This is a genomic window from Microbispora sp. NPDC049125 (genome assembly GCF_040802045.1).
Classification (GTDB): Bacteria; Actinomycetota; Actinomycetes; order Streptosporangiales; family Streptosporangiaceae; genus Microbispora.
In genome coordinates this window covers 279,508-295,184 of sequence record NZ_JBEZDW010000001.1, presented here as the reverse complement: position 1 = coordinate 295,184, position 15,677 = coordinate 279,508, and the positions used below count along the sequence as shown (strand labels likewise).

15 protein-coding genes are annotated in these 15,677 nt (G+C 72.2%); 4 read left to right on the top strand and 11 right to left on the bottom strand.

What is annotated here, in order from left to right; translation table 11 throughout:
* Nucleotides 1–49: 49 nt before the first annotated feature.
* A complete protein-coding gene (gene ahcY / locus AB0B72_RS01265; protein WP_367736250.1) occupies nucleotides 50–1,477 on the bottom strand; it encodes an adenosylhomocysteinase in 1,428 nt (475 codons plus the stop codon).
* A gap of 180 nt (nucleotides 1,478–1,657) precedes the next feature.
* Between ahcY and AB0B72_RS01260 the strand changes: the two genes are divergently transcribed.
* Genes AB0B72_RS01260 through AB0B72_RS01250 form a run of 3 tightly spaced genes read left to right on the top strand, consistent with a single transcriptional unit; the run spans nucleotide 1,658 to nucleotide 3,900 of the window.
* On the top strand, nucleotides 1,658–2,020 hold the full coding sequence (locus tag AB0B72_RS01260; protein WP_367736249.1) for a MerR family DNA-binding transcriptional regulator: 363 nt from the start codon (nucleotides 1,658–1,660) through the stop codon (nucleotides 2,018–2,020).
* Nucleotides 2,007–3,227 (top strand): histidine kinase, encoded by a 1,221-nt coding sequence (locus AB0B72_RS01255; protein ID WP_367736248.1) that lies wholly within the window; start codon nucleotides 2,007–2,009, stop codon nucleotides 3,225–3,227. Before AB0B72_RS01260 ends, AB0B72_RS01255 begins: the two co-directional genes overlap by 14 nt.
* A 13-nt stretch (nucleotides 3,228–3,240) precedes the next feature.
* A complete protein-coding gene (locus AB0B72_RS01250; protein WP_367736247.1) occupies nucleotides 3,241–3,900 on the top strand; it encodes a response regulator in 660 nt (219 codons plus the stop codon).
* A gap of 16 nt (nucleotides 3,901–3,916) precedes the next feature.
* On the opposite strand, the gene AB0B72_RS01245 is transcribed toward AB0B72_RS01250, so the two are convergent.
* The 7 genes from AB0B72_RS01245 to AB0B72_RS01215 all read right to left on the bottom strand — a co-directional run bounded on the left by AB0B72_RS01245 (nucleotide 3,917) and on the right by AB0B72_RS01215 (nucleotide 10,239).
* The gene (locus tag AB0B72_RS01245) at nucleotides 3,917–5,254 is read right to left on the bottom strand and encodes a DUF6114 domain-containing protein (protein ID WP_367736246.1); all 1,338 of its coding nucleotides are present in this window, start codon (nucleotides 5,252–5,254) and stop codon (nucleotides 3,917–3,919) included.
* A 43-nt stretch (nucleotides 5,255–5,297) separates the two neighbouring features.
* Entirely contained in the window at nucleotides 5,298–5,894 is a 597-nt protein-coding gene (locus AB0B72_RS01240) for a DUF6230 family protein (RefSeq protein WP_367736245.1), read from the bottom strand.
* 219 nt (nucleotides 5,895–6,113) lie between these two features.
* Nucleotides 6,114–7,070: a cation diffusion facilitator family transporter gene (locus AB0B72_RS01235; protein ID WP_367736244.1), complete on the bottom strand. Its 957-nt coding sequence runs from the start codon at nucleotides 7,068–7,070 to the stop codon at nucleotides 6,114–6,116.
* Between the two features lie 33 nt (nucleotides 7,071–7,103).
* A complete protein-coding gene (locus tag AB0B72_RS01230; protein ID WP_367736243.1) occupies nucleotides 7,104–8,252 on the bottom strand; it encodes an SIS domain-containing protein in 1,149 nt (382 codons plus the stop codon).
* On the bottom strand, nucleotides 8,249–8,422 hold the full coding sequence (locus AB0B72_RS01225; RefSeq protein ID WP_367736242.1) for a Trm112 family protein: 174 nt from the start codon (nucleotides 8,420–8,422) through the stop codon (nucleotides 8,249–8,251). Before AB0B72_RS01225 ends, AB0B72_RS01230 begins: the two co-directional genes overlap by 4 nt.
* Before the next feature lie 4 nt (nucleotides 8,423–8,426).
* Nucleotides 8,427–9,782: a phosphomannomutase/phosphoglucomutase gene (locus AB0B72_RS01220; RefSeq protein WP_367736241.1), complete on the bottom strand. Its 1,356-nt coding sequence runs from the start codon at nucleotides 9,780–9,782 to the stop codon at nucleotides 8,427–8,429.
* 91 nt (nucleotides 9,783–9,873) lie between these two features.
* On the bottom strand, nucleotides 9,874–10,239 hold the full coding sequence (locus AB0B72_RS01215) for a DUF3499 domain-containing protein (RefSeq protein ID WP_367736240.1): 366 nt from the start codon (nucleotides 10,237–10,239) through the stop codon (nucleotides 9,874–9,876).
* Nucleotides 10,240–10,366: 127 nt separating this feature from the next.
* Between AB0B72_RS01215 and AB0B72_RS01210 the strand changes: the two genes are divergently transcribed.
* Entirely contained in the window at nucleotides 10,367–10,843 is a 477-nt protein-coding gene (locus AB0B72_RS01210; protein WP_367736239.1) for a metallopeptidase family protein, read from the top strand.
* 7 nt (nucleotides 10,844–10,850) lie between these two features.
* Here the strand turns inward: AB0B72_RS01210 and AB0B72_RS01205 are convergent, their stop codons facing one another.
* The 3 genes from AB0B72_RS01205 to AB0B72_RS01195 all read right to left on the bottom strand — a co-directional run bounded on the left by AB0B72_RS01205 (nucleotide 10,851) and on the right by AB0B72_RS01195 (nucleotide 15,669).
* Nucleotides 10,851–12,332: a DUF5719 family protein gene (locus AB0B72_RS01205; RefSeq protein WP_367736238.1), complete on the bottom strand. Its 1,482-nt coding sequence runs from the start codon at nucleotides 12,330–12,332 to the stop codon at nucleotides 10,851–10,853.
* A complete protein-coding gene (locus AB0B72_RS01200) occupies nucleotides 12,329–15,199 on the bottom strand; it encodes a glycosyltransferase (protein ID WP_367736237.1) in 2,871 nt (956 codons plus the stop codon). The genes AB0B72_RS01205 and AB0B72_RS01200 overlap by 4 nt, the downstream gene beginning before the upstream one ends.
* A gap of 212 nt (nucleotides 15,200–15,411) precedes the next feature.
* Nucleotides 15,412–15,669 (bottom strand): WhiB family transcriptional regulator, encoded by a 258-nt coding sequence (locus tag AB0B72_RS01195; protein WP_367736236.1) that lies wholly within the window; start codon nucleotides 15,667–15,669, stop codon nucleotides 15,412–15,414.
* Nucleotides 15,670–15,677 lie beyond the last annotated feature (8 nt).

Sequence of the window (15,677 nt, the reverse complement as noted above, 5' to 3'; positions counted from 1 at the left end):
GCCTGGCGTCGCCGGGCCGCGCGATCAGGCACCGGGCCCGTGTACGGGCTCAGTAGCGGTAGTGGTCCGGCTTGTACGGGCCCTCGACGTCCACACCGATGTACTCGGCCTGCTTCTTGGTCAGCGTCGTGAGCTTGACGCCGAGCGCGTCGAGGTGCAGCCGCGCCACCTTCTCGTCCAGGTGCTTGGGGAGCACGTAGACGCCGACGGGGTAGTCCTCGGTCTTGGTGAACAGCTCGATCTGCGCGATCACCTGGTTGGTGAACGAGTTCGACATCACGAACGACGGGTGGCCCGTGGCGCAGCCGAGGTTCATCAGGCGGCCCTCGGCCAGCACGATGATCGAACGGCCGTCGGGGAAGGTCCAGGTGGCGACCTGCGGCTTGACCTCGTCCTTCTCGATGCCCGGGATGCGGGCGAGGCCCGCCATGTCGATCTCGTTGTCGAAGTGGCCGATGTTGGCCACGATCGCCTGGTGCTTCATCCGCGACATGTGGTCGGCGGTGATGATGCCGTAGTTGCCGGTGGTCGTGATGAAGATGTCCGCGGTGCCGACGACGTCCTCCAGGGTGGTGACCTGGAAACCGTCCATCGCCGCCTGGAGCGCGCAGATCGGGTCGATCTCGGTGACGATGACCCGGGCGCCCTGGCCGCGCAGCGCGTCGGCGCAGCCCTTGCCCACGTCGCCGTAGCCGCAGACGACGGCGACCTTGCCGCCGATCAGCACGTCGGTCGCGCGGTTCAGGCCGTCGATGACCGAGTGGCGGCAGCCGTACTTGTTGTCGAACTTCGACTTGGTCACCGAGTCGTTGACGTTGATGGCCGGGAACAGGAGCCCGCCGTCCCGGTGCATCTCGTACAGGCGGTGGACGCCGGTCGTGGTCTCCTCGGTGACGCCCTTGATGCCCTCGGCGACCGTGGTCCACCAGTTGTCGCCGGTGATCGTACGGCGGAGCGTGTCGAGGATGATCGCCCACTCCTCGGGGTCGTCCTCGCCCGCGGTCGGCACGGCGCCGGCCTTCTCGAACTCGGCGCCCTTGTGCACGAGCAGGGTCGCGTCGCCGCCGTCGTCGAGGATCATGTTGGGGCCGGAGCCGTCAGGCCAGCGCAGGGCCTGCTCGGTGCACCACCAGTACTCCTCCAGCGTCTCGCCCTTCCAGGCGAACACCGGCACACCCTTGGGGTCGTCCGCCGTCCCGTCCGGGCCCACGACGACCGCCGCGGCGGCGTGGTCCTGGGTGGAGAAGATGTTGCAGCTCACCCATCGGACGTCGGCGCCCAGCGCGACCAGGGTCTCGATCAGCACCGCCGTCTGGATCGTCATGTGCAGCGAGCCCATGATCTTGGCGCCCCGGAGGGGCTGCGTGGCGGCGAACTCCTCACGGGTCGCCATCAGGCCGGGCATCTCGTGCTCAGCGAGGCGGATCTCCTTGCGGCCGAAGCCCGCAAGGGAAAGGTCGGCGACCTTGAAGTCCATAGGTGTGTCCCTCCGTTGTCCTGTCGATGCGAGTTTAGGCGGGACTGTCCGCCCGACGCATGCGCCAGCCGGGGAACCTCACACAAGAATGTAAGAATCAGGGTCCAGGCTCTCCGTCCACCCTCTCAAGTGCCTACTGTGGGCGGGAAAGACCGGTTTCGAGGGCGGGAAAAGGTGTCGATGCGCATCACTGAGGCGGCTCGGCTGCTCGGCCTGTCCCCGCGCATGCTGCGCTACCGGGAGGCCCTTGGCCTGCTGCCGCCCGTCCGCGATCAGGGGGCCCACCGGCGCTTCGGCCCCGAGGAGCTTGCGGCGGTCAGCCAGGCCATGGAGATCGAACGCCGCTTCGACGTCTCCCCCTCCGAGCTGGCCTTCGCCCTGCGAGCGCTGTCAGAGCCCGCCGTCGCCCAGGCCGTACGGGACCTGGGCGTGCGGATCGGCCGGATCGCGGTGCCCCGGCGGGCGCTGGACTTCGAGAAGGAGAAGGCCCTGCGCCTGCTGCGCCAGCGTTCGGAGGTCGCTCGCAGGAGTGACGACAGATGACGGCGGCACGGCGGACAATTCCGGCGTGGACCTGACGACACGACTCGACCAGGCGAAGCGGGACATCGCCTCGTTCGACCTCCGAAGCACCTTCGGCTCGCCGGTGGATCTCCTCATCGGCCTCGCGCTGGCCGCCTCCGCGCTCCTCGGCGCCGCCGTGACCACGAAGGACCCCGCCATCGCGCCGGGCCTCCTGCTGGCGACGGCGCCGCAGGTGCTGCGCCGCACCTACCCGTGGGTGACCGTCGGGCTCACCTTCGCCGGCGCGGTCCTCCTCGTCATGTTCCCCTCCCGGCCGGACGTCTGGCTGGTCCCGGTGCTGCTGTCCGGGGCGCTCTCCTTCCACACGATCCAGCGGCAGCTCGACCGCCCGGCTGCCTGGGTGTTCGCGGCGGTCCTGACGTTCGCCCCCCTCGGCGTCGTCGTGTTCGCCCTGTGGGCCCGCTCCGGAGTGCTTCCCGAGACGGTCGCGGCGGCCGCCGGCGTGACGGTCCTGCTCTGGGGCATCACGCTGTTCGCCGACGCCGGGCGCAGCCGTACGGAGGTCAGACAGGCCCGGACCGACACCCTGGAGACCCTGCGGGAGCAGGCCGCCATGGCGGAGAGGGCGCGGATCGCCCGGGAGATGCACGACATCGTGGCCCATTCCATCTCCATGGTGGCCGTGCAGGCGGAGACCGCCCCGTACACGGTCAAGGACCTGAGCGGCGACGCGGCGCGGGAGTTCGCGCAGATCGCGGCCGCGGCGCGCGGCACGCTCACCGAGATGCGGCGGCTGCTGGGCGTCCTGCGCGCCGACGTGCCGCCCGAGACCGCGCCACAGCCGGGGCTGGCGCGGCTGCCCGAGCTGATCGCCCAGCACGACGGCGAGGTGGATCTGGACGTCGTCGGGGAGGAGCACGAGCTGCCTCAGGCCGTGGACGTCTCGGCGTACCGGATCGTGCAGGAGGCCCTGACGAACGCCAGGACGCACGCGCCCGGAGCCCGGGTATCGATCGAGATCGCCTACCGGCCGACCTTGCTCGCCCTCAGGATCGCCGACGACGGCCCGGGGCCTCCCCCCACACCGCCGGAGGGCGCGGACGAGGGCCGGGGGCACGGGCTGATCGGCATGCGGGAGCGCGCGACGGCGCTCGGCGGCTGGTTCGTCGCCGAGCGGGGGCCGGCCGGGGGCTTCCTCATCAGGGCGGGGCTCCCCACCGAATGACCGGGATCGCCGAATGACCGAGATCAAGGTGCTCGTGGCGGACGACCAGCCGGTGGTGCTCAGGGGGTTCACCGCCGTGCTGGCCGCCCAGCCGGACATGACCGTCGTGGGCGCCGCCCCCGACGGCGCGCAGGCCGTGCGGCTCGCCCGGGAGACGCGGCCCGACGTCGCCCTGCTCGACGTGCGCATGCCGGTGATGAACGGCATCGAGGCCGCGCGGGCCATCACCGCGCTGGGGACGAAAGCCCTGATGATCACGACGTTCGACCTCGACGAGTACGTCTACGACGCGCTCCTCGCGGGGGCGAGCGGCTTCCTGCTCAAGGACATCAGGGCCGGGGAGCTGGCCGAGTCCGTACGGGTCGTCGCGCGGGGCGACGCGCTGCTGGCACCGGGGGTGACGCGGCGGCTGATCGCGGAGTTCACCCGGCATCGCCGCGTCCCCTCGCCGTCGCCTCTGACACCTCGGGAGTCGGAGGTGCTCCGGCTCATCGCCCGGGGGCTGTCGAACGCGGAGATCGCCTCATCCCTCGTGGTCAGCGAGCACACCGTGAAGACCCACGTCGCCCGGATGCTCGGGAAGCTGGGCCTGCGGGACCGCACCCAGGCCGTCATCCACGCCTACGAGACGGGGCTCGTCCAGGCGGGCCGGCGCGACGGCCTCCCGGAGTGACGCCATGGAACCGGGCTCAGGAGACGACGAGCCGCAGGTCGTCGGCGCGCAGTGAGTCGGCCGACACGTACGGTTGCTCGCTCACGATGTCGGTCATGGTCAGCGGGACGCTGAGCGACGGCACGAGCTTGAGCGCCCGCACGAGGACGTTCGGGTGCTCGGCGGTGAACTCCTGCGGCAGACCGAGCAGCTTGCCGGTCATCCTGGTGGTGCAGATCACCACATCGCCCTCGAAGGTGAACGACATGCCGGTGAGCGTGGCCCGGCCCATCGTCTGCTGAGGCCGGTCGAGCACGGCCCTGTCCATGGTGAAGCGCAGCATCTTCACGGTGCCCGACGCGGTCGGCATCTCGACGACGCCCTGGAACTTCATGCCGGTCATCGTGAGGGACGGCGCCCGTACGGAGGCCGCCTCGACGGCGACCGCCCGCGGCGACAGCGCGGCGCCCTCGGGAACGGCGGCGTCTCCGGACGGGGAGGGGCCGGGCGTACCGGCGCCGCCCGCACCGGGGAGCGCCGAGGGCAGTACGGACGGCAGCACCCGGGGAATGGATGGAATGGCCGAGGGGAGCAGCGGGGGAAGCGCCGGAGGGAGGGCAGTGGCGACAGCCTCGACTGGGGCGAGCGGGTCGACCGGCCGGGGCCCGTCGCCGGCGGTGCCTCCTCCGGCCAGCAGGACGGCGGGCAGGACGGCCATCGCCATGACCTTGCCCCCCGGGCCCCCCGGGACTCCCGGGCCCTTCGGATCTTTCGGGCCTCCCATGCCTCCCGGGCCGCCGCCGGCATCACCTTCGCCGTCCGGGTTGTCATCGGTGGGCTCGTCTCCACGGCCGGTCCGCTCGGTGGGAGGCGTCTCATCGTTGTCGCGCAGGCGGGCGACGAGCACGCGCGGGCTGTCACCGGCCGCCGGTCGCCTCGCCGGCGGCTCCGCCTGTTCGCCGGCTCGTACGACGCGCCGCCCGGTGAACGTCGCCCCGGAGCCCGGGTCGGCGGGAGCCGTACCGTCGCCGGGGGAACCGACGGGGGTCCACGCGGCGGCGAGGGCGCCGCCGACCAGGCCGAGGAGCATGCCGATCAGGAAGCCGCCCAGGTTGGCGTAGACGAACGACGCGATGGAGACCAGTACGGCGACCACGCCCAGGAAGACCCGCTGGCCGGGCTGAAGCCACAGCAACAGGGCGACGATGACCATCAGGAGCCCGATCAGGTACGTCCCCCCGACCGTCCCCGACTGGATGACCAGGGGCAAGGCTTTGGTCGCGAACGGGATGCTCAGCAGTTCGAGACCGGCGAGGAGCGTCAGGAGACCACCCCAGAACGGGCGGGAGCCCCGCCAGGACGCCCGCCCGCTCACGAGCGGCCGCCCGGCCCGGCTGCCGTCACGTCGCGGCCCGCCATCAGAAGCACTCGTGCCGGCCGGGCTCGACCGTGAGCTTGAGCCCGGGAAGCTTGAAGGTCGCCGCGTTGACCGACCACGACACCTGCCTGAAGTCCTTGATCGACACCGATGTGGCCTGCTGCCCGAACATGCCCGCCGCGCCCGCGCCGCCGGGCACCGCGTCGAGCGTGCTCGCGTCGCGGCCCGCCTCGATGCCGGTGAAGACGGCGTTGCCCTCGATCTGCGAGGCATCGACGATCATGTTCTCTGCGGTCACCGGGGTCTTGCCCGTGCCGGCGGTGATCTTGAGCGTCACCGCGCCGACCGGCGACTTGATCAGGACGGTCTGACACATGTTCGTCAGGGTGGCGTGCCTGATACCCGAGACCGCGACCGGGATCCTCTGCCCCTGCTTGTTCTCGACCAGGCTGCCGTACTGCACGAAGCCCTGACCCTGGAGCCTGTCGGCGGCGACCTTGAACGTGTCGCCCGAGACCACGAACGACGCCCCGATCGCTCCTTCGGCGGTGGCGCCCACTAGCACCGACGCGACCGCGAGCGCGGGAACGAAGACGATGGCGAAGCGTTTCCAGCGCACGCGTCCCTGCTCGGCCATGGCCAACCTCCCCAGGCGTCTTTACTCGCAATGTAAACGTAAAGTTACCCATGGGTACCGTGGGTCTGAAGGGAGAGCCGGTTACATTTCGGTCTCAGCCGGTGACGGTGCGGCACCATCGAATGCGGCCGAAGACGACAAGCGCCCCAGACGGGCACCTGAAAACGCCGAACGGCGGCCGCTCCGGGAGGAACGACCGCCGCGAGAACGCGGAGAAGATCAGGCGTCGGAACGGCGGCTGCCGCTCGTGGCATCGGTCGACGCGCCGGGCCGGTAGAGATCTGGCTCCAGGTAGATGACGCGGGCGATCGGAACGGCGTCCCGGATGCGCCGCTCCGCCTCGTCGATCCCCCGGGCCACCTCGCCCGCGGTGTCGTCGTGGTCCACCGCGATCTTCACGGCGACCAGCAGCTCCTCGGGGCCGAGGTGCATCGTGCGCATGTGGATGACCTTGACCACCTCGGGGGCGCCCTCCAGGGCGGCCCAGATCTTGTCCTCCACCTCGGGCGTCGCGCTCTCGCCGATGAGCAGCGACTTGGTCTCCACGGCCAGGATGACGGCGATCACCGCGAGCAGGATGCCGATGACGAGGCTGCCCAGGCCGTCCCACACGCCGTTGCCGGTGACCACGGCCATCGTCACGCCGAAAAGCGCGAACACCAGGCCGAGGAGGGCGCCGAGGTCCTCAAGCAGCACGACGGGCAGCTCGGGGGCCTTCGCACGCCGGATGAACGACACCCACGAGCGGTCGCCCTTGGTCTCCCGCGACTCCTTGATGGCGGTGCGGAACGAGAACCCCTCGGCCACGATCGCGAAGATCAGCACACCGAAAGCCCACTGCGGCGCCTCGACCTTGTGCGGGTCGGCGATCTTGTGCCAGCCCTCGTACAGGGAGAACAGGGCGCCGATCGTGAACAGCACGACGGAGACGACGAAGGCGTAGAAGTAGCGTTCCCGGCCGTAGCCGAAGGGGTGCTCACGGTTGCTTCGCCGCTGGGCCCGCTTGCCGCCGAGCATCAGCAGCGCCTGGTTCCCGGAGTCGGCCACGGAGTGCACGGACTCCGCGAGCATCGACGACGACCCGGTGAAGACGAACGCGACGAACTTCGCCACCGCGATCGCCAGATTCGCGCCGAGCGCCGCGAGGATCGCCTTGCTACCGCCACCCGCACTCACGTGACACTCCTCAATATTTCGGCCAGTGCGATCCTATTGGGAAATACGGGCGACAAGTTCCGTGGCCGCCGACACCGAGGTCGGGTCGAGGCCGTACCCGAGGGAGAGGTAGACGCTGGCGTAGTCGCCCAGCCCGACCAGCGAGGCCAGCCGCTCAAGCGGATGGACACCCTCGGCGAGGATCTCCGACACCGGGACGCCGCGGTCCTCGGCCAGCCGGACCGAGGCCCCCCTGCGCTTGACGACCTGCGGATGCTCGTCCAGATCCCGCAGGAGGACCAGGCGCAGCCGGGCGGCCGGCTCCCCCGGCTCGTCGGCGAACGGGTCGGCGAAGATGTCGCGCCCGGCCAGCGGCCCGTCGAACGCGGCGATCTGGTTGTGGTTCACCTCGGGGATCTCCCCCCAGATGGCCGGATACTTCGCGTTCTCCCCGAGCTGGCATGCCAGCCGGTAGGCCGCGGTCCGAGCGATCGGCGAGGTGCCCCAGATCATCGGGATGCTGCCGGCCAGCTCCGTGGCCAGCGTCTTGCCCGGGTTGATGAACGAGTCGCTCGACGGCCGGCACCGGTGCGCGATGTCCTCCAGGCGCGTGGCCACCGTCTCGAACAGCTCCTCGTCCGCCTCGGCCAGCCCCATCGCGGCCGCGGCGACGACCAGCGGGACCGCCAGCGCCCACAGCGTCGCCTTCGGCTGGCCCGGAACCCCTCCGACCGGCACGTACGGCCCGCCGGCCCGCGTCACCAGGGCGCCAAGCGGCGAACCGGGGCCGCCCACCCCGAGGATGGGGCAGCCCCTCCGTACGGCCTCGGCTGCGAGGGCGAGGGTCTCCTCCGTACGGCCCGAGCGGGAGATCGCGATCACCAGGTCGGCGGCGCCGACCCAGCCCGGGAGCCGGTAGCCCCGCACGGTCACGATCGGCAGCGGGGCGCCGTTGCCGCAGACGGCCTCCAGGACCTCGCCGGCCGTGCCGGAGGGCCCCATCCCGGCGACCACGATCGCCCGGGGCCGCCCGCCCTCGCCGAGCCGTCCGACCCCGGCCTCCAGCGCGGCGCGATGGGCCGCGCGCACCTGGGCGGCCGAGGACGCGACGGACCTCAGCATCCCGGAGGGGTCGGCGTCCGTCAGGTGGGCCTGGTCGTCGAGCCTGTCCGGATCGAACCGCGCCCCTGCGGCGCCCGTCATGCCTTGCGGGCCTCGTCGACGAGGAGGACGGGGATGTCGTCACGCACCGGGTAGATCAGCCCGCAGGACTCGGACGTGCACGCCAGCTCGTCCGCGTCGGCGGCGGCGTGGAGCGGGGACTTGCACGCCGGGCACGCGAGGATCTCCAGCAGCCAGTCGTCGATCTTCAATTCGTCAGCTCCTTACGACGGCGAGCACTTCGTCCCGGACGGCGGCCATCGTCTGCTCGTCGGCCCCCTCGGCGTTGAGCCGAAGCAGGGGCTCGGTGTTGGACGGCCGCAGGTTGAACCACCAGTCCGGACCGCTGACGGTCAGCCCGTCCAGCTCGTCGAAGGTAACACCCTCACGGCCGGTGAAGGCCGCGCGCACGCGCTCCAGGGCGGCCGTCTGGTCGCCGACCTTGCTGTTGATCTCCCCGGACGGGGCGTAGCGGGCGTACTGGGACAGGACCTCCGACAGCGGCCGGTCCTGCTCGCCCAGCGCCGCCATCACGTGGAGCGCGGCCAGCATGCCGGAGTCGGCGAACCAGAAGTCGCGGAAGTAGTAGTGGGCCGAGTGCTCGCCCCCGAACACCGCGCCGGTGCGGGCCATCTCCGCCTTGATGTAGGAGTGGCCGACGCGCGTGCGGACCGGTACGCCGCCGTTCTCCGCGACGATCTCCGGCACGCCCCTGGAGGTGATCAGGTTGTGGATGATCGAGGCGCCCGGGTGCTTGACCAGCTCCCGTACGGCGACCAGGGCGGCGATCGTGGACGGCGGAACCGACTCGCCCCGCTCGTCGATCACCCAGCACCGGTCGGCGTCGCCGTCGAACGCGATGCCGATGTCGGCACCCTGCTCGACGACCGCCTTCTGCAGGTCGCGCAGGTTCTCCGGCTCGATCGGGTTGGCCTCGTGGTTGGGGAAGCTGCCGTCCAGCTCGAAGTAGAGCGCGGTCAGCTCGATCGGCAGGCCCTTGAACACCTCGGGCACGGTGTAGCCGCCCATGCCGTTGCCGGCGTCGACCACGACCTTGAGCGGCCGGATCCCCGACAGGTCGACCAGTGTCTTGAGGTGCGTGGCGTAGCCCTCCAGCAGGTTCCGCTCGGTCACCTTGCCCGCGCCGGGAGTGCCGCCCAGCCCGCTGTCGAGCAGCGCGAACGCGCGGTCGCGGATGTCCAGCAGCCCGGTGTCGGTCCCCACGGGGACGGCCCCGGCCCGGCACATCTTCATGCCGTTGTACTGGGCGGGGTTGTGGCTGGCGGTGAACATCACGCCGGGCAGGTTCAGGCTGCCGCTGGCGTAGTAGAGAAGGTCCGTCGAGCCGAGCCCCGCGTTGATCACGTCGGCTCCGCGGGAGGTCGCGCCACGGGCGAACGCCGCGGCCAGCGGGCCGGACGACGTGCGCATGTCATGCGCCATCACCACCGACTCCGCTCCGGTCACCTCCACGAAGGCGGCCCCGACGGCCTCGGCGATCTCCTCGTTGAGCTCGTCCGGGACGACGCCGCGCACGTCGTACGCCTTGAAGATCCTGGTGAGGTCGGCCACTGCAGCCCCTAATAAAGTCGTTGTCTTCGCACCTGAGCCTATAGCGCCTGGTTGCCCTGGCCGACGGCCCTCGAACGCGGTGCGGCCGGACTCACCGCTCCCGGTTGGGCTGGGCGGACTTGAGCACCCTCAGGTGGCCCCGCCTGCCGACCTCGACCGCCTGGCCGACCGGCTCCCCGGCGACGGGGGCGGGACGGGCCGCCTCGCGGACCGCGTTGGCGAGCGCCTCCAGGTCGTCCCCGCTGGGCGAGACCGCCTCCGACGGAAGGCGGACGACCTCCCAGCCCCTCGGCGCGGTGAGCCGTTCCGCGTGCTCCGCGCACAGGTCGTAACAGTGCGGCTCGACGTACGTCGCCAGAGGGCCCAGAACTGCGGTCGAGTCGGCGTAGACATACGTGAGTGTGAAGACGGCAGGCTGCCTGCAGGCGGTACGGGAACAGCTGCGGACGGGGCTCACGGAGGGACCGTATCCGGTCCGCGTTCACATTGCCACCACCCCGCCACTCTTATCGATCGTGTCGCCACATTCCGGACAGTCCGCGCGGGGTCCACCGTGGTCACGGGAGGCGCTCTAAGCTGGCTGCGTGAGCGAGCGGAGCCAGCACGGCGACAGGCCGGAACCCCCGAGGCGGCGGGTGCGCCGTCGGGACCGGCACGGCCGCGGGATGCGCGGGCCGCTGGCGCCCTCCCACGTCCCCATCGCCAAGTCGCGCGGTGAGCGCTTCGACGACCTGGTGCTCGACGCGGTGGACCGGCTCAAGCCCCGCTGGGGCACCCAGCTCGCCTCGGTGGAGTTCGCCGTCGAGGAGGTGCCCCCGGCGAGCGAGCTGACGGACGGCCCGGCCCGGCTCGCCTCCGAGCCGATCCCGCTGGGGCGGGCGGAGTCCGCGGCCGGAGAGGATCCGGCGGCGGTCATCGTGTACCGCCGGCCGCTGGAGGCCAGGTCGCGGGATCGCGAACAGCTGGGCGCGCTCGTCTTCGACGTGGTCGTCGAGCAGGTGGCCAGCCTCCTCGGGCTGACCCCCGAGACCATCGACCCCGGGTACGACGACCGCCACTGAGCGGCGTCTACGGAAGGACCGCGCTCGGGGAGTCGGCCGTCGGGGGGACCAGGGCCCAGGTCCGCGCCAGGGCCAGCGGCTGGGCGGTGACCATCTGGCCGTCCGTGGTCGTCTCGTCGAGCACGCGCCCGCCGTACACGGGCCCGGAACCGGGCTCGGGCTGCACGACCACGCTGAACCCCGTCCCGCCGCCCGGCGGAGGGGTCAGTTTCATCTCCCTCGTACGGCCGGCAGGCAGCCGCACCTCGACCGGCGGAGGCGCCGTCCCCTCCTTGGGCAGGAGCTGGACCTTCACCGCGGCCTGCGCGAAGGGGGCGGACAGCACCAGGCGCGAGGTCTGCTTACGGGCCGCGCGGCCGTCCGCCACCACGCTGCCGAGGTCGATGGACGGGGCGCCGGCCGTGAAGGCGACGTCCTGGCTGGACCCCGTACCCGTGATCTTCAGCCCGGCCGTCACCGGCACGTCCGAGGTCAGCACGAGGGCCGCCGGCTGGCCGCCGATGCCCGTGGACAGGTCGAGCACGGCCGTGGACCCCGCCGGCACGTCGAGGGTCTCCTTGTTCTTCAACGCGTACGAGCCATCCTTGAGCACGGCCTTGACGTTGACCACCGTGTCCTGCTCGCCGGGGGCGGTGACGTAGAGCTCGCGCTGGCCGGCCGTGCCGGGGATGCCCGGGACGACCACGCTGGTCGCGGGGGCGGTGGCGACGGGCAGCCAGTCGACGCCCCTCCCCTTGCCGAAGACGGTCCTGATGGCGGCGGCCACCCGTCCGGTGGCGGTGCTCACCTCCAGGCCCATCACCAGCGGTGACGGCGCGAGATCGCGAAGCTGGATCGCCCGGTGCTCGCCCGGCTGGAGGATCATGCCGCTCCCCCGCTCGCTGAGCACGGGGCCCTCGCCCGAGTACATCGAGATGGACACGTCGGCGGCTGCCCCGTCGGCGTTGGCGAGGTAGAGCGTGACGTCGGCGGAGGCGGGGCCGGGGCCGACGAACCACGCGTCCGCCCCCGGCTCGACGCAGCGCACTCCCGCGAGCCCCCGCTGCGGGCCGGAGGTCTCCCTGGCGGTCTGCGCGCTCTCCAGCCCCGCGGCCATCGACCCCGTGGCGTCGACCGCCAGCGGGATGCCGCCGGCCGGGATCTCCTTCTGCCACAGCAGGCCGGGCTGGTCGACGGTGGACACGGGCCGCGCGTCCTTCCCGTCGCCCTTCCCGTTACCGCCCTTCCCGTCGCCGCCCTCCGCGCCGGCGAGCCCGGCGACGACGGCCGAGCCGGGGCCCTGGCCGCCGGGCGGCGTCACGACGCTGAGCCGCGTGCCGCCGGGGGCCGGGCATACGGCGGACACCGACTCCACCGGCGCCTTCACCGCCTGGGGCGGCCTGACGGTCACCGGCGCCGGGCGGGTGGCGAACGCCACGCCGTACAACGCGGCCACCGCGACCATCACCAGGGCGAGCAGTCCGAACCGGTTCTCGATCAGTCCCTTCACGCGGGCACCCTGTCCCCCCGGTTGTCTCCCCTGGCGCGGCGGCGCCCTCGCGGGGCCTCCTCCACCACGGCGTCCGCGTACTCCTCCTCCGCACCCGGCGTACGGGCACCCGGCGCGGCCAGGATGAGCACGAGCACGACAAGGACTCCCTGCGCCCACAGCCACCAGGTGTGCGGGGAATCGGTGCCGCGCGGCGGGGTGGGAGGCGTGACAGGCCCGGCCATCCGCCACAACCCGCCCGCCTCCGACAGGCTCATCCGGACCAGTGCCGGGTCGGAGTCGAGCGCGCGCCGCAGGCCGGCGTCGAGCGGCCCCGGCGCGGTCACGAACTGCACGCCGAGAGAGGCCAGCGTCTGGGCGTAGACCCCGCCGCGGCCGGAGGCGAGCCCCGCCACCGCGGCGCCGAACCGCTTCCGGGCGTCCTCCGGCGACCGCAGGTCGGACTCCCCGATCAGCGGGGCCTCACGGTGGAGGACCGTGTAGACGACACGGCCGTCCTTCGCCCGCAGCAGCAGCGTGCCGTCGCCGCCCGAGGTCCCGAGCGCGGCCAGCATCGGCACGGGGTCGGGGACACCGCGCTTGAGCGGTCCGTCCGCGCCGGCCACGACCCACATGGCCGCCGCCGCCACGGGGGTGGCGAAGGCGACGGCGACGACCAGCAGGGTGGCGGCGCGCCGCAGGCCCCCCGCCGCGCGGAACTGCGTGATCCGGTGGGCGGGATGCGCCGCCGCGACGAGCAGGCCGGTCGCGGCGAACGCCAGCGGAACCCCGGGCCAGACCGGGACGGAGGCCTCACCGGCGTGCACCGTGATCCTGCTGACCACGATGGCGACGAGCACGCCGAACAGCATCACGCCCCAGCCGATCGCCACCATCATCTGGTGGCGGCGCAGCAGCAGCGCGGCCAGCGCGACGGCGACCAGCCCGGCCGTGGCCCACACGGGGGGCACGCCGGGTCCGCCCGGGCTCAGCATGAGGAGGGACTCCGCCCCCAGGCGGGGGTCGGCGAGCGCGACGTCCTGAAGGCCCGCCTCCAGCAGGATCCGCCCCGGGTCCCTGGCGAGCTCCGCCAGCCAGGGGAACAGCAGCAGGATCGGGGTGCCGAGGCCGATCGCCAGCGACAGGCCCACCCCCCGGCGTACGCCGGCGAAGGACACGGCGGCGAGGCCGCCCAGGATCGCGACCAGCGGGTAGACGAGGGGGACGAACGCCGTGCCGACCGCGAGCAGCAGGCCGAGGCCCCAGGCCGCCCGGCGGGATCCGGCGATCACGCGGGTGGCCAGCGCCGCGTACACGGGCAGCAGGACCAGCACGATGGCGGTGCCGAACCGGCCGCCCGCCACCGCGCCGGTCGCGACCGGCAGCAGCGCGTACGTGGCGGCCAGCCACACCCGGGCGGGTCCGTACCGGATGATCCTCCTGGTCGAGATGTACGCGGACAGCCCCGCGAGCGGCACGCACCCGAGCAGCAGCACGGAGACGGCGGCCCAGGTCTTGCCGAACGAGAGCGCCGACAGCCCCGCCAGTACGGCGACGTACGGCGGCGCCCAGGTGTCCGAGCCGAGCCCGGTGACGTGGTGGCCTTCCGTGTAGAGCCGCCACAGGTCGGCCGCGCCGCCGGTGACCGGCACCAGGGCGCCACCGCCCAGAAGGTCTCCGGCCAGCAGCGACCGCTCCGCGACGGCGGTGACGGCGGCCAGGGCGAGGCAGAGCAGCACACCCGGTCTGGAGAAGACCCTCTGGAAGACGCCGGAGTCGGCGAGCAGCTCGTCGCCGTCGTCCTCCGACGCGCCTTCCGCCGCCGCGTGGTGGCGGCCCGCCGAGTCGACGGGGCCCTCCCCGGCCAGGAAGCTCTGCACCATGTCGGCCAGCCGGCGCATGGCCGCGCCCGGCGGGGTCAGCAGGCGCGCGACCGCCGGATAGCCCTGCTTCCTGCCGTTCCTGCGTGCCTTGCGGGCCCGCCGCAGCCGCAGGGGATGGCGGAGGACCGAGCCGAGCGCGGCCACCTCGTCCAGCGCGTTCGCCGGCTGCTTGGCCAGCAGGAACAGCAGCGTCCTGACCAGAGACCCGCAGACGTTGCGCACGATCGAGCGGACCAGTGCCCAGAACGGCAGGTTCGCCATGATGACGAACAGCGCGTTGCGCCGGTCGAGCCTGCGGGGATGGTCGTCGCTCGTGGAGATCCGCCGGCGTCGCCGGGCCGACGCCTCGGCGTGCCAGGCGACGGCGTCGGTCACGCTGATCACGCGATGCCCGGCCACCCTGGCACGCCAGCACAGGTCGAGGTCGTCGCGGAACAGCGGGAGATCCGGGTCGAGCCCGGACAGCTCATCCCAAACGTCCCGCCGGATCAGCATGCCCGCCGTGGAGACCGACAGCACGTCGTGGATCCCGTCGTGCTGGCCCTGGTCGTACTCCCTCGGTTCGAGGCCGGTGTCGCGCCGCCCCGACCTGCCGACCGTGACGCCCAGCTCCAGCAGCACGCGCCGGTCGAGCCAGTCGAGCAGTTTCGGCCCGAGGATCGCGGCCTTCGGATCCTGGTCGGCCGCCCAGAGCAGAGCCTGCAGCGCGCCCGTGTCCGGGGCGGAGTCGTCGTGCAGCAGCCAGACCCACTCCTGCCCGGACGCGGCCGGCAGGCGGCGCAGCGCCTCGTGCACGGCCTCGCCGAACCCGGTGGAGCGGTTCAGGGTCAAGACGTTGCCCGAGCCGAACGCCTCGGACAGCATCCGTCCGCCGCCGTCCCGGCTGCCGTTGTCGACGCCGACGAGACGGTCGAGGGGCCGCGTCTGGCGCAGCACCGCCGTCAGCGTCTCTTTGAGCCAGCGGGCGCCGTCATGAGCGACGACGATCGCGGTGACCGAGTGCAACGTCGAGTCCTTGGTGGGTCGTCCGGCTGAGCGCCGACCACGATACGGCACACCGGACGCGCTCGATCACACCCAGACGAAACGGGTGGACAGCCACGGGAGGACACCCCTGAACAGGCAGTCTGATCAGGCAGTCTGGCCAGACAATATGGTCAGGCAGGCGACGGCCCGCACCGGAGGGCGGGCCGCGTGGGGCGCGCCCCGCCCCAGGCTCAGCCGGCCTGGCGCTTCATCTTGCGCCGTTCACGCTCCGACAGCCCACCCCAGATGCCGAAGCGCTCGTCGTGCTCCAGCGCGTATTCAAGGCACTCGGCGCGCACTTCACACGAACGGCAGACTTTCTTGGCCTCCCGTGTGGAGCCGCCTTTCTCCGGAAAGAACGCCTCCGGGTCGGTCTGCGCGCACAACGCGCGTTCCTGCCACCCAAGATCTTCCCCATCGAGCGCCTGTGCCATGACCGGATCGGTCATTGCACACC

Coding starts and splice junctions, on each gene's coding strand:
- AB0B72_RS01195 (WP_367736236.1), bottom strand. CDS start 15,669: ATGACCGATCCGGTCATGGCACAGGCGCTCGATGGGGAAGATCTTGGG.
- AB0B72_RS01240 (WP_367736245.1), bottom strand. CDS start 5,894: ATGGCCGAGCAGGGACGCGTGCGCTGGAAACGCTTCGCCATCGTCTTC.
- AB0B72_RS01230 (WP_367736243.1), bottom strand. CDS start 8,252: ATGACGGGCGCCGCAGGGGCGCGGTTCGATCCGGACAGGCTCGACGAC.
- ahcY (WP_367736250.1), bottom strand. CDS start 1,477: ATGGACTTCAAGGTCGCCGACCTTTCCCTTGCGGGCTTCGGCCGCAAG.
- AB0B72_RS01250 (WP_367736247.1), top strand. CDS start 3,241: ATGACCGAGATCAAGGTGCTCGTGGCGGACGACCAGCCGGTGGTGCTC.
- AB0B72_RS01260 (WP_367736249.1), top strand. CDS start 1,658: ATGCGCATCACTGAGGCGGCTCGGCTGCTCGGCCTGTCCCCGCGCATG.